The sequence below is a fragment of the Sphingobacteriales bacterium genome (genome assembly GCA_016700115.1).
In the GTDB taxonomy this organism is placed as follows: Bacteria; Bacteroidota; Bacteroidia; order Chitinophagales; family UBA2359; genus UBA2359.
Genome location: CP064999.1, coordinates 2,348,476 through 2,362,959 on the forward strand (window position 1 = coordinate 2,348,476; position 14,484 = coordinate 2,362,959).

At 40.0% G+C, this 14,484-nt stretch carries 12 protein-coding genes; 8 read left to right on the top strand and 4 right to left on the bottom strand.

Annotated features, from left to right (window positions below; genetic code table 11):
• Positions 1-35 precede the first annotated feature (35 nt).
• Positions 36-809: an IS982 family transposase gene (locus tag IPM47_08325; GenBank protein ID QQS31423.1), complete on the bottom strand. Its 774-nt coding sequence runs from the start codon at positions 807-809 to the stop codon at positions 36-38.
• A 303-nt stretch (positions 810-1,112) separates the two neighbouring features.
• Between IPM47_08325 and IPM47_08330 the strand changes: the two genes are divergently transcribed.
• The 5 genes from IPM47_08330 (at position 1,113) to IPM47_08350 (ending at position 9,861) form a co-directional block, all read left to right on the top strand.
• A complete protein-coding gene (locus IPM47_08330; GenBank protein QQS30913.1) occupies positions 1,113-1,559 on the top strand; it encodes a VCBS repeat-containing protein in 447 nt (148 codons plus the stop codon).
• Positions 1,544-1,726: a hypothetical protein gene (locus tag IPM47_08335; protein QQS30914.1), complete on the top strand. Its 183-nt coding sequence runs from the start codon at positions 1,544-1,546 to the stop codon at positions 1,724-1,726. Before IPM47_08330 ends, IPM47_08335 begins: the two co-directional genes overlap by 16 nt.
• Before the next feature lie 131 nt (positions 1,727-1,857).
• Positions 1,858-4,659, top strand: coding sequence for a T9SS type A sorting domain-containing protein (locus IPM47_08340; GenBank protein ID QQS30915.1), 2,802 nt, complete (start codon positions 1,858-1,860; stop codon positions 4,657-4,659).
• 112 nt (positions 4,660-4,771) lie between these two features.
• Positions 4,772-7,297, top strand: a complete 2,526-nt coding sequence (locus IPM47_08345; GenBank protein ID QQS30916.1) for a T9SS type A sorting domain-containing protein — start codon at positions 4,772-4,774, stop codon at positions 7,295-7,297.
• A 197-nt stretch (positions 7,298-7,494) separates the two neighbouring features.
• Positions 7,495-9,861 carry a T9SS type A sorting domain-containing protein gene (locus IPM47_08350; protein QQS30917.1) on the top strand — a complete coding sequence of 789 codons (2,367 nt, stop codon included), beginning with the start codon at positions 7,495-7,497 and terminating at the stop codon, positions 9,859-9,861.
• A gap of 110 nt (positions 9,862-9,971) precedes the next feature.
• On the opposite strand, the gene IPM47_08355 is transcribed toward IPM47_08350, so the two are convergent.
• The gene (locus tag IPM47_08355; GenBank protein ID QQS30918.1) at positions 9,972-10,502 is read right to left on the bottom strand and encodes a protease complex subunit PrcB family protein; all 531 of its coding nucleotides are present in this window, start codon (positions 10,500-10,502) and stop codon (positions 9,972-9,974) included.
• A 108-nt stretch (positions 10,503-10,610) separates the two neighbouring features.
• A complete protein-coding gene (locus IPM47_08360; protein ID QQS30919.1) occupies positions 10,611-11,864 on the bottom strand; it encodes a S8 family serine peptidase in 1,254 nt (417 codons plus the stop codon).
• A gap of 328 nt (positions 11,865-12,192) precedes the next feature.
• On the opposite strand from IPM47_08360, the gene IPM47_08365 reads away from it, so the two are divergent.
• The 3 genes from IPM47_08365 (at position 12,193) to IPM47_08375 (ending at position 12,993) form a co-directional block, all read left to right on the top strand.
• Entirely contained in the window at positions 12,193-12,282 is a 90-nt protein-coding gene (locus IPM47_08365; GenBank protein ID QQS30920.1) for a deoxyribodipyrimidine photo-lyase, read from the top strand.
• Positions 12,283-12,621 (top strand): deoxyribodipyrimidine photo-lyase, encoded by a 339-nt coding sequence (locus IPM47_08370; GenBank protein ID QQS31424.1) that lies wholly within the window; start codon positions 12,283-12,285, stop codon positions 12,619-12,621.
• Positions 12,622-12,765: 144 nt separating this feature from the next.
• Positions 12,766-12,993 (top strand): T9SS type A sorting domain-containing protein, encoded by a 228-nt coding sequence (locus IPM47_08375; protein ID QQS31425.1) that lies wholly within the window; start codon positions 12,766-12,768, stop codon positions 12,991-12,993.
• Positions 12,994-13,219: 226 nt separating this feature from the next.
• On the opposite strand, the gene IPM47_08380 is transcribed toward IPM47_08375, so the two are convergent.
• Entirely contained in the window at positions 13,220-14,467 is a 1,248-nt protein-coding gene (locus IPM47_08380) for an NADH:ubiquinone reductase (Na(+)-transporting) subunit F (protein QQS30921.1), read from the bottom strand.
• Positions 14,468-14,484 lie beyond the last annotated feature (17 nt).

Consider the following 14,484-nt stretch of genomic DNA (forward strand, 5'->3'; position numbering starts at 1 on the left):
AATTGGAGTCTTATTTTACAAGGGATTAAGTGATATTAAGCAACAAATTGGATGGTGTTTGTGTAATTATTTTCGTTGGGGATAAAAACAGATGGTTTTTTATCTAAGTGTTGATAGGCAATTAGAGCAGCCATAAAATGTGTAGCTGCGTTTTCCGGTTTGCGATGTCTTGTGTGTTCTAAATTGCAAACTGTTTTCAGAATATCATTTACCGATTCAATCAATGCTCTTTTTTTACTGAGAGAGACATCTTTAGGCAAAGCGGGATATTGATTTTTACGGTTCTTCTTTGGTTTTAGGATAAGCTGTAAACCTTGTTTAACAAATTCGTCAAAGAGTTTGGTGTAATAGCCTTTGTCTGCTGCACATTTGCCCTGCAAGTTGCCCAACAGATAGCGCAGCAAGTTGTGGTTATTGTCTGCCACATTTCCAGCAGTAAGCGCAAACTTAACAATTTCTCCGAATTGGTTGATGACTAAATGCAACTTCAAGCCAAAGAACCAACCTGTGGAGGTCTTACCTTTGGCAGCGATGTCTTTAAACACCCGATTTTGGCTTTGACGATGTATATGGCATACCGGTAATTTGGTTGCGTCTATGAAGTAACAGCCTGTTTTGAGGGCTTTTTCACATGAACGTAACATCCAAAGCACTAATACCGGCAAGCATTTGTGTATCAATGATAAAAAGTGCTTATAGCCGGGTGCTTTTGGAAAATAATGGTTAAATTCGCCCAAAATGAGTTGTTCATAGTAGTATTGAAAAGTTTTGTAACCGGATAATTGGTAAAATACAAGAATTGTGGCTATTTCCGATGGACTTAAACCAAGCTTTCGTCCCGAGGTTTATGACCCAAAATACAGTGTGATTGATTGCAGTTAGTATAGTCAAGCAATAAATCGTCAATCTCTATGTACAACGATACCAGTTTGTTTGTTATAACAAGAAGCATAAAGAATATAGTGGTTGTTTTTTGGTGATTTTTTTTCCAAACTCAAAATTATATCAACTACAACCTCTTTTTTCTATTCCCCACTATTATTTATCTAAATTTAATTCCAACCTCACGTTACTCTTAAAAAATTTATTTCAACCACTTAAAAATAAGAACAATGAAATCATTCCAATTCTCTCCGTTAGCGGGTTTTTTGTGTATTGTTTTATCTTGGTTTAGTACTATAGAGGTGGAGGGACAGATTACCTTTGGTCCCGAACAGGTGATTGCGCAATCGGAAATTAACCTCCCGATATTGGTTGGCACGCCCGATTTTAACGGCGATGGTTTCTCCGACATACTCATGCTGTCGGAAATTAAACGGCGACTGTCATGGTTTCAAAACTTGGGTTCAAATAATTTCGGACCCTTACAATATATTGACGACTTGTCTGGAATGGCATCGGAAGTACGGTATGAAGATTTTGATTCAGATGGAGATCAAGATATTCTCGTTGCTTTAGGCAGCGGTTGGATATGGTTTGCCAATGATGGCACGGGCAATTTCAACCCGCCGCAGCCCGCAGCCGGCGTACCGCCTTTTGAGGGGTGCTGGGCGATTTGAACGGAGACGGAATTCCCGACTTGGTAACAGCCGGAGTAAACGAAACGAATTTTGCCATTGTTTCGTGGAAACCCGGCGATGGACTGGGAAACTACGGCGCACAGGAGGTTTTATACACAAGCCCGTTTCTGTTTTCAGCTATCGTAGATTTTAAATTAGCGATATAAGCAACGACGGATATACCGATGTAATCATCTCAGTAAGTGCTTGGGCTTGGGGTGGAAGTTTCGGAGCATTGTTAAATGACGGCTCTGCCAATTTTACCTGGCAGGGGCTACCTTATACAATTGCCTGCGGTATGACCTTTGCAATTGCCGACTTTAACAACGATGGTTTGGTAGATATTGCTAAAGCCCTCCAAAACAACGATGTATTGGAATGGGAGGAACAGACTTCCCCTTTTAATTTCACCAATCATAACCTGATAAATCCCATAATTACCAATCCTACCGATGTTTATGTTGCAGATGTGGACGAAGACGGATTGCCCGACGTAATATCGGCATCGGGCGGCAACGGCAATATTGTCTGGCACAAAAACCAACCGGGAACAACTTTCGCTCCGTCTCAAATAATTATTCAAAACACCGACAACAACTACTGCGACGAGTTCGCTTACATGAATAATTTGAACAAAATCACCTATTTTGGATATGAAACAGGAAGTGCCGAAGGACAACTTTTCTATCAACACCAAGCATGGATGAACTTTTTACCCGATGCCTTAAACAACCCTGCCGATAACTTGCTGTTGTCGCAATGTGTTAAGGGCGCGACAGCCGATTTAAACAATGACGGTTTTATGGATTTTGTTGCCCTGACCGATTCTGATGACTTGAAATGGTTTTTAAACGATGGCGCAGGTAATTTTACTTTTGTCGGCAGCTACGCCAGCATAAAAAACTTTGTCCTTGCCGATGTCAATAATGACGGGTTTGCAGACTTTTTAAACAGAACGTTTGGTGGAGGATCGTCATTAACACAGATATACTTGAATGATGGTTTTGCCGGGTTCGCTTATGCCGAGCAATATCCGGTTAGCCCGGTTGAAGTTGGGGATATCAACAACGACGGTAATATTGATATAATCGGGCATTTAGGAACTTCCCCTAATTGGTTAGTTTGGCTTGAAGGCGATGGCGCAGGAAGTTTTGGCAATTCCAACTTTATAGCCGGTGCAGTGTGCTGTAAAATAAAAGCATCAGATTTGGATGGAGATGGTGATGATGACATTATTGTGGTAGATGAAACAACAATATACTATTATGAAAACTTAGGAAACGGCAGCGACTTCACTTCGGCACAAATTGCTGCCTATGTAAATGGTTGGGTAGAAGCCGTATGTCTGGCTGACATGGACGGAGATGGTGATTTGGACATCGTTGCGGCAACATCTATATTCGATAAAATTGTTTGGTTTGAAAACCTTTCCAACAACCCGCAAATCATGGGTACAGTGTTTTATGATTTCAACCAAAACGGCTTACTCGATGAAGACGATTTCGGTTTAAATTTCCAAAATATAGCCATAACTCCCAACTCTATCAACACCTATACCAATACAAACGGAACATTTGCTTTCTTCTACCCCGAAGAGGGCGATTATATACTAACTTTTACCCTGCCGGAAGGGTGGATGGCAACCTCACCCACTACATTAACAGTAAACGTTACATCTACACAAGGAAGCAACGACAACAATTTTGGCATTTACCCCGTCAATCCGGTTTCTGAAATTCAACCTTATCTGATTTCCGGTTTTAACCGATGTAACGATATTGTTACTTATTACCTTACCATTGCCAACGAAGGAACGGCAGTAGAAGATTTGACTATTGTTGCTTTTCAGCCCGATGACCTGCTTACATTTATCAGCGCCACTCCTCCGCCCGATTCTGTCGGCATAATGGGTACTGTCTATTGGCATATCAACAACCTGTTGCCCAACAGCAACAACCTTATCATTGCAGGCATACAAGCTCCCGGTTTTTCTGAATTTGGTACCGTTTTACAAAACAACCTCAATGTTACAAGCTACGACAGTTCCGGCAATCAAACTTTTACAAATAGTTTTGCGTACTACCCGACAGTAAATTGTGCTTACGACCCCAACGACAAAACTGTTTCTCCCTCAGGTATCGGTCCGCAAAACTATACCCTCATGGACGAGGAACTGTTTTATACCATCCGTTTCCAAAACACCGGCAACGACACCGCTTTTTACGTGCGCATCACCGATGTGCTTTCTCCACATTTAGACCACAGCACCTTCCGAATCGTCAACAGCAGCCATGACATGCAAACCTACCGCTACTCAAATGGCTTGGTAGAATTTCATTTTCACGATATCATGCTGCCCGACAGCACAACCAACGAACCCGGCAGTCACGGCTTCGTGATGTTTGCTGTTAAGCCTCTCCCCGGCTTATCCGATAACACCCCCGTAAACAACACCGCCGACATTTACTTTGACCAAAACCCGCCCATCATCACCAATACCACTCTGAATACGCTGGTTTACGAACTGCCTGCCTCGCCCCCTCTGCCCATAACGCTCACCCGATTCACTGGCACCACACTCCCCCACACCAACCTCTTGCAATGGACAACGGCAGCAGAGATTAACAACGCCTACTTCACTCTCCAATACTCACCCGACGGAAACGAGTTTACTTCCCTCGCCCAAATAGCCGGAGCAGGCACCACTTCCACCGCAAAAAGTTACCAATACACCCACACCAATCCCTACCCGTTTACTTACTACCGCCTCTTCCAAACCGATTACGACGGAACCACAAGGCAGGCAGGAGAAGTCATCACCCTGAACCGGACCCAGTCCGTTGCGGGTTTAGGTATAACCCATATCTTGCCCAACCCCACACGAAACTCCGCCACTCTAACCTACCACAGCCACCAATCCCAACCCATAATCCTAACCTTATACGACCTGACCGGCAGGCTTCTGTTTGAAGAAAATCTACAACCAACCATCGGAACAAACAACTACATCTTAGACATACTGCCCTATCCACAGGGTTTGTATTTGGTTACGCTCAACAACGGGGTTGAAGTGGTTTCGGGGAAGGTGGTGAAGGAGTAGGGGGGATAAGTGGTAAGGCATAAGTGGTAAGTTCTTTCGTCTTATGTCTTTCATCTTTCGTCTAATATCTTACTCTTAAAAAATTTATTTCAACCACTTAAAAATAAGAACAATGAAATCATTTCAACTCACCCGGTTTTCAGGATTTATTTGTGCTATTTTATTTTTGTTATCAACTATGGCGGTTTTTGCTCAAACAACCTTTGGTTCGCAAGAGGTGATTGTGAAAAACATATCTCCATCATCTATTTATATTGCCGATTTAGATGGAGATGGTGATACAGACGTTATATCGGCTTCTTATCAAGACGATGAAATTGGTTGGTATGCAAACGACGGGGCTAGTAATTTTGGAGTAAAACACATCATTACCGCAGTTGCCGATGGCGCATTGTCTGTATATGCTGCCGATTTGGACGGAGATGGGGATACAGATGTGTTATCGGCTTCTTATGCGGATGACAAAATAGCTTGGTATGAAAACGACGGCGCAGGGAACTTTGGTTTACAACAGATTATCTCTCCTACTGCCGATGGCGCAAGTTCTGTTTCTGCCGCAGATTTGGATGGGGACGGGGATTTAGACGTGTTGTCGGCTTCCAGAAATGACGACAAAATAGCCTGGTATGAAAATGATGGTGATGGTAACTTTGGTATGCAACAGATTATCTCCACAGTTGCCGATGGCGCATTGTCTGTATATGCTGCCGATTTGGACGGAGACGGGGATACAGATGTGTTATCGGCTTCTTATGCGTATGGCAAAATAGCTTGGTATGAAAACGATGACTCTGGCAACTTTGGAGTGCAGCAAATTATCACTATTGCTGCTAATGATATATGGTTTGTGTCTGCTGCTGATTTGGATGGCGATGGGGATTTAGATGTGTTATTTAATTTGGCAAATAATGCATGGTTTGAAAACGACGGGTTGGGAAACTTTATCATTCAAGAGTTTACTGATACTCCCCCCGAAATATCCATTTCAGTTTATGTTGCTGATTTGGATGGCGATGGTGATTTAGACGTTTTATCTACCAATGGAAACGTGTATTATGATTTTTCAATGGAGCTATACATATTGGAGTTAAATTCGGTTGTCTGGTATGAAAACGACGGATTAGGTAATTTTATATCACAGTATGACATTACTCAATATGCCTTTGGTGCTCATTCTGTTTATGCCGCAGATTTGGATGGGGATGGTGATCAAGACGTAATATCAGGTTCTTTTAACAATAGTATTTATACGTCAACTTATCGCGATGCCAAAATAGCTTGGTATGAAAATGATGGATTAGGTAATTTCATTGATGATAAAATCATCGCTCCTTCTGCGTATAAAGCATATTTTGTTTATGCTGCTGATTTAGATGGTGACGGGGATAAGGATGTATTGTCTGGTTCTTATAAAAGAATAGCTTGGTACGAAAACGATGGGATTGGTAATTTTGGACCACCACAAACCATCAATAAATCTATCAATAAATCTGGGTATGTTTATATTGTTGATTTGGATAGCGATGGCGACTTTGATGTATTATCGGCTTTTCAGAATACAATAGTATGCTACGAAAACGATGGGGCGGGTAATTTTGAACCATATCAAATCATCACAGCATTTATTGATAACACAACTCCTTTAAAGTCAGTTCATGCCGATGACATAGATGAAGATGGGGATATAGATGTGTTAGCGACTTATGGTGATAATATAGTTTGGTTCGAAAATGATGGCTTCGGCTACTTTAGTCCGCTGCAAATCATTAGTACTGCTAACAATGAAATAAGGTCAGTTTGTTTAGCTGATTTGAATGGCGATGGCGACTTAGATCTTATATCGGCTTTTCATAGTAAAATTGCATGGTATAAAAACGAAGGAGCAGGTATTTTTGGGTCGCAGGAAATCATCACTTCAACTCCCGGCACTTCAGCATTATTATATACTGCTGATTTAGATGGGGATGGAGATATAGATGTTTTGTTGGCTTATGGTGATTATATGGCTTGGTTAGAAAATGATGGCTTCGGCAACTTTGGCGAACAGCAAATTATATTAACTACTGCCAACCACCAATTAACAAAAATTTTTACAGCCGATTTGGATAACGATGGAGATATTGATATTATGGCTACTACTTATTACGGCTATTTAAATTTATCCGGTTATTTTATATATGGTGATGTAGAATGGTATGAAAATGACGGAACAGGCAATTTCAGCACAACACAAAACATCTCCGGTGCCAGTAATGCTAGAGATGTTTATGCAGCCGACTTAAATGGAGATGGTGATTTAGATGCTTTATTTGCTTCGAATCATGATGATAGAATAGCCTGGAAGGAAAACTTGCTTTTCACCGGTATCGGCACTCCCGATGTAACAACTGTCACCCTCCATATCGTACCCACCCCCACGCAAAACACCGCCACCCTAATCTACACCTCCCCACAAACCCAACCCATAACCATCTACCTCTATGACCTAACCGGCAGGCTGCTCCACACTGAAACCCTGCAAGCAACCCTTGGTACAAACAACTACATTTTGGATATGACAAAGTATTCTAACGGTTTGTATTTGGTAACGCTAAACAATGGGGTTGAGGTGGTTTCGGGTAGGGTGGTTAAGGAGTAATTTATTAATATGGAGATGTGTAGAAATTTTTCAATGACTACATTTACGATAAGAATTTCAAACCATGTTTTTAAAATCAAATTATAAATACTATGAAAAGGCTTTGTCTTTTAAATATCATTTTGCTTATACATTCGTTATCTTGCTTTTTTTTTAGTACAGTGGGGCAAACAAGTTTTAGTCAACAACAAATATTAATGCCTCAAACAAATGGTCCAATATCTGTTTTTGTAGCGGACATTGACAATGATGGACTCGATGATATTGTGTCAGCATCGGTTGCTGACAATAGAATTGGTTGGTTCAAAAATGAAGGGGGCGGTAACTACAGTTTAATCAAAATCATATCAAACAATGCTATTGGAGCATACTGTGTCAGAGCAACAGATTTGGATAATGATGGCAATTTAGATATTGTTTTTGCATCAAAATATGACAACAAAGTTGCATGGCATAAGAATTTAGGAGACGGTATTTTTGGGCTACAAAATATTATAGATGCGTTTGCCTTAGGTGCTTTTTTTGTAGATTTTGCAGATATTGATTTAGATGGCGATACAGATGTTATATCAGCATCAAAAGATGATGGACAAATTGTTTGGTATCTTAATAATGGATATGGGAGTTTTGCATTAGGAGAATCTATGAACATAAACTATTTAAAGAACTTGTCAATTACAGATATTGACAATGATGGGGATATAGACCTTATTGTTGCAGATTCATACTTGAGAATATATAAGAATAATGGTTTAGGGCAATTTAGTATTTATCAAAGCATATATTTGGAGGCATATGAATGTGCTGATATGGCATTTGGTGATTTAGACGGAAACAGTAAAACAGATATTGTTTTATCCAATATTTTTTTTGGAGTTTTTCAGATTTTCCAAAACTTGTCAGGTAATTTTGGCACTTTACAAACTGTACTAACGGATTTTATTGATCCACATGCTATTACAGTAACCGATTTAACAAATGATGGTTGGCCTGATATAGTAGTTAGTAGTAATTATACATCTATGGATCATGTAATAATATTAATTATAAATGCAGGAGGAGGTATTTACAACGAACCTCAAATAATTGCAGAAAACATGAGAAATTCTCACGACATAACTGTTGCTGATTTAAATGATGATAGCACTTTAGATATACTTGTAGCTGCAACGTCAAACAACAAAATTGCATGGTTAGCTAATGATGGTTTTGGAAACTTTAGCGATCAGCATATTATCACTTTTGATACTTTTGCCTCATTATACATTCATTTTGCAGATTTTGATAACGATGGAATTGAAGATTTACTAACTTCCAGTTATTATGATAGATTTATGGCTTGGTTCAAAAACACTGGAAATGGCAATTTTGTCAGCATCAATAGGTTTGCTTTTAACAACAATCTGATAAGATCCGTTTCAATAGCAGATTTAGACAATGATGGTGATTTGGATATTGCCACTGCTTCTGAGTACGACTGTACAGTTGAATGGCATGAAAATGACGGATCTGGAAGTTTCAACATCAAATATGTTGTTGACGAAAAAACCTATAACAGTTTCACTACAATAACCACCGGCGATATAAACAATGATGGCAATATAGATTTGGTTGTTTCGTACTTCCATCAAGACAAATTGGTTATGTACTTAAACGAGGGTGATGGCATATTTTCAGATGAAATAATAATAGCAACCTATGCCAATGCTAAAAGAACACTTATTTTAGAAGATTTTAATAATGATGGTTTGGTTGATATTTTAACTTGCTCTGATATAGACAATAGTATATCTTGGTATATGAATCAAGGCGGAGGAAACTTTAGTAACGAATTATACATATTAAGCGCTACTATGGTTTACAAAGTATCAGCTGCAGACCTCGATAATGATGGGGATTTAGATATTATATATCCTGCATATCAAAATAACAATGTAAAATGGATTGAAAATGATGGCACTGGAAATTTTATCCAACATCATTATGTTAGTGGTAATTCACCATTTGCGCGTGCTGCCATAGCTGCAGATTTTGATAATGATGGGTGGAAAGATGTGTTAGTCGGATCTGGGTTCAACGGTGGTAACCCAACAAGTAAAGTTTCATGGTTTAGAAATTTAGGAGGGGGCACATTTGGAAGTCAACAATTATTAAACCTGACTCAAGAATCTCCTGATGCAGTATATGCGGTTGATATAGATACTGATGGAGATTTAGACGCTTTATCATCATCCGGGTTGTCTCTAAATATATTGTCCTATATCAATCAACTTTACTTACCTGTCAGTATCAACACACTACCCAATGCACTTGCCTTTCCACTAATAATCACCCCAAACCCCACACGAAACTCCGCCACTCTAACCTACCACAGCCACCAATCCCAACCCATAACCCTAACCTTATACGACCTGACCGGCAGGCTTCTGTTTGAAGAAAATCTACAACCAACCATCGGAACAAATAACTACATCTTAGACATACTGCCCTATCCACAGGGTTTGTATGTGGTAACGCTCAACAACGGGATTGAGGTGGTTTCGGGGAAGGTGGTGAAGGAGTAGGGTATTTATACTTCCTTAGAAATAGCAAAAAAAAAAGGCAATTCTGTTTTAGTTAAATCAGTTCTGAACAGATTATTCAGAGAGCAAAGTTTGAAATCAACCTCTGGTTATCAGTCGCAATGATAGGTTTCAGATTCTACCTGAATATCAACCTTGTTGCTGCCGGTTAGATTGGTTGGCAGGGAAAAAAACAAACAAGGGTTTTCCTGAGCATCTGTAACCGGACAGTTTTGTGCAGGGGTACGATATAGAAGTTTGACCGTTGTTTCGCCATCGGTTTGTTCGACCGATTTTACCTTTATTTCATGTCCTCCTGTGTTAACTTGTCCCATAAAAGCAGCGACAACTACATTTTGGGAAAAATCAACCTTTGGTATTTCGGGAACAGGGTTGATAACATATCCGAAAGTTTCTGCCCATAATGTGCTGTATGCGTCTTGATTGGTAACGACCAACTGTTTGGGTTGTTCAACAGCGCTCATGCCACCTTTATACAGTTCAGTCCAGGTAACTTTTTGGGCTTGGTTTTGTTTTTCCGGTGTTGGGGTTGAATTATTGTCGTTTGATGTAGGGTTTTGATTGGCACAGGCAAACAACAAAAAACAACAATAGACAATCATTGAAATAAAAGCACTTTTCATGTTTGTAATTTAGTTTAAAGTGAAAGATTTTGGTTCATTAAAAACAAACCACTGCAAAAGCAGTTTATTGCTGATACAGTGGTTGTGTTAAAACTATATGTTAGAAAATCACCGTTTTGCAATTTTATAGGTTGTTCCACCATAGACAACATTACCTAAACTTACAGGCGCTGCATTTTTAGAATGAACGATACCTGCTACGACCGGTGCCGACATTGAAGTTCCTGTTTTGTACCCATATACGCCACCCGGAAGTGTAGAATAAACACTGGTGCCTACGGCAACCCAATCTATTGAAGGAATGCCGAAATTTGAGCCGGTATTATATGCGTTTGCACAAGTAATATTGCCGACTGTGTAAACTCTGGTTCCATTAATACAGCCGGGACGCTGCGTGTTTGAAGCAACACCCAAATTGCCGGCAGACATTACAACATGGGTACCGGCTAAGCCGAGGTTTTGAATGGCATTTCGCAATGCAGGATCTCCACTTTCGCAATTAACACTAAAAATTCCAATTCTCAAACTCATATTGACAACATCTCCGGGAATATCATACATTGCAACATGGTTTAACGCAGTAAGTACGGTAGAGGCAAAACTAGCAGCTCCATCACAACTGTTGTCAAACACTTTTAACGGTACTACTTTTGCACCTGCCGATACTCCTACAACACCAATTGAGTTATCGCGAGCAGCAGCAATTCCGGCAACATGTGTTCCATGGCCACAACCATCATTGGGTGTTTCGCCCGGAATATATGACTTGGCATAGGTTGAGGAAGTAATTACATTCAAATCGGGATGATCTAAGTCTATTCCGGAGTCAATAATCCAAATCCAAGTCGCTTTGTTTGAGCCATTTACAGGGCCTCCGGCTTTGGTTATTGCACAATCAGTTGACTGAGGAAGCATCGAACTGCTTACTTCAACACATGTCAGATCGAAATCTTCATCTGTATCCATTTCAATGTAGTAGTCTTCATATACCCCCTCAACATTTGGATCATTCTTTAATTCGCGAACTTCTTTTTCACTTAATTTGGCTGCAAACCCGACAGTAACATCTGCAAATTCAGCTAAAATAGCATTTGATTTCAATTTGTTATTAGCACTTACTTCACGCACTTTCTTAAGTGTGTTTTGGCGGGAAGTTTCGTTGCCTTTTTGTTTTTCTTCGCGGTCGGTAGTTTGTTTTTTGTTGCCACCTTTGTCCAAATTAATTTTTAACACCGGTTTAGCAGAACTTTCTTTTAAAATAACAATATACTGATCGGGTACAATTCCTGATTTTTGTGCAAATGTATTCAGGCATACAAACAGTGCTAATAAAACTGTTGGGAGAAAAATTCGTGTTTTCATTTTTTTAGTTTTTTTTAAAATTGGTTAATGAATTTACTGACCTAATCACTTTTTACTTTAGCGTTTTGTTACCTGTTTTAAAGTTTATTCATCATTATAAAAATGTCGTTTCATCGAACAACCCACTCCCTTTGGCGTGAATGTCTGATATGCTACATTTACCTTTGCTACCGAAATCAAAACCCATGAAGTTAGCCGGAATATTACTTTGATTAGGTAGCTGATCGTTGTGTTATTAACTTTATTTGAAAAAAACAAGAATTTTATGGCACTATTTTTATCCTGAGAAGGGCAACAACACTTTACCGTCCTGTACTCTTATTCAGGCATGAAACAAATCATTATTGTCTGGTTTAGAAACGATTTGAGGTTTCACGACAACAAGGTGTTGTTTCGAGCTGTTCAGGATGCCGGATAAATCATACCGGTCTATTGCATAGACCCTCGTCATTTTGTTGCCCTCGGGTTTGTATTTACTAAAACCGGAAATCACCGAGCAAAACTTTTATTAGAGAGAATGAAAGATCTCCGGCACTTGTTGAGGGATATGGGTTCCGATTTGATTGTTAGTTGGGGCAAACCCGAAGAAATAATTTTTGCTTTGGCTTATTATTTCCGTGCCATTGCGATTTACTGCAATCAAAAATCCACAGATGAAGTGAGTCGAGTGGAAGATGCCCTCGACAAACACCTTGAAACAATACAGGTTCCGCTTGAGTTTTTTAGGACAACACCCTTTATCATTCCGCCGATTTAGACGGTGATTGGGATATAGACGTTTTGTCGGCTTTTTACTTTGATGTTAAAATAGGATGGTATGAAAATCTTTTAGAAACCGTAGGTATTAGTACATCACCTATTTCTTCGAACAACAACCTGAAACTGAACCTAATAAGCCCCAATCCCACTACACAAAAAACCTTTCTTACCTTACACCCCCCCCCAATCCCAACCCATAACCCTAAACCTATACGACCTGACCGGAAGGCTGCTGTTTGAAAAAAGCCTACAGCCAACCTTTGGGACAAACAACTACGTTTTAGATATGCTGCCTTACCCTCAGGGTTTGTATGTGGTAACGCTCAACAACGGAGTTGAGGTGGTTTCGGGGAAGGTGGTGAAGGAGTAGGGGGGATTGTTCAGGAAAGGCCTTGCGAACTTTTTGTTATATTCCTGAATAGTTTAGTCAATAGGTTTTCTGTAAATACAGGAGGTTTGTATAATTTTGGAAGTATTTATAATTTCTGTCTCATAGTAAAAGCAACCTAACTCGCACTTTATATTCAATAAAAAAGGGACAATTACACAGAGTTGTAATTGTCCCTTTTACTGTTTAAGATAGAAAAGTTAAGATATTAACTTCCGAAATCGTCGAATGCGATGTTTTCTTCCGGCACACCCATGTCGTCTAACATTTTTAAGGATGCTGCTAACATAGCAGGAGGGCCGCAAAGGTAATATTCCACTTCTTCCGGTTCGGGATGTTTGCTCAGATATTCGTTAAACAGCACCATGTGGATAAACCCTCTTAAACCTGTCCAGTTATCTTCGGGTAAAGGTTCTGACAAGGCGATATTATAGGTAAAGTTTGGAAACTCTGCTTCGATTTGTCGGAATTCTTCAGTATAAAAGAGTTCTTTTGCAGAACGACCGCCGTACCAGTAAGTTACTTTTCGTTCGCGGTTTTTCTCGGTATGGAACAGATGGAACAAATGAGAACGCAAAGGAGCCATTCCGGCACCGCCGCCGATATAGACCATTTCTTTGTTGGTGGGTTTTATAAAGAACTCACCGTAAGGACCTGAAATAGTTACTTTATCACCGGGTTTACGGGAAAACACATAAGAAGAACAGATGCCGGGGTTAACATCCATGAATTTGTTTTTTGCCCTGTCCCACGGTGGAGAGGCAATACGAATATTGAGCAAAATGATATTTCCTTCGGCCGGGTGATTTCCCATTGAATAGGCACGGAAAATCGGTTCGGGGTTTTTCATTTTTAAACTCCACATACCGTATTTATCCCATTCAGGACGAAATTGAGGCTCGACCTCTATATCTTTGTAATCTACTTCGCAAGTAGGTACATCAATCTGGATATACCCGCCGGGTTCAAAGTGCAGAAACTCGCCTTGGGGCAATTTTACGATGAACTCTTTGATATAGGTCGCAACATTGCGGTTAGAAACCACTTCACATTCCCATTTTTTAATCCCAAACACTTCATCTGGAACAACTATTTTCATATCGTTGCGCACTTTTACCTGACATGCTAAACGCCAGTGATGTTGTGCTTGTTTGCGGGTCAGGTGGTTCATTTCGGTAGGCAATACATCTCCTCCACCTTCCAAAACCTGACATTTGCACATGGCACAGGTTCCCCCTCCTCCGCACGCTGAAGGAAGAAACAGTTGTTTTTCGGATAAAACAGTGAGCAAAGTTGAGCCGGGAGCAACAGACAAGGGCGCATCGTCTTGTCCGTTAACCACAATGCTTACGTTGCCGGAAGGGATTAGCTTTGCTTTGGCATAAAGTAAGATTGCGGTCAGCAACATAATCATAAAAAGAAAAGCCAAAATGCTTCCCGTTATAACTGGTACCATAAAACTATTTTTACTGA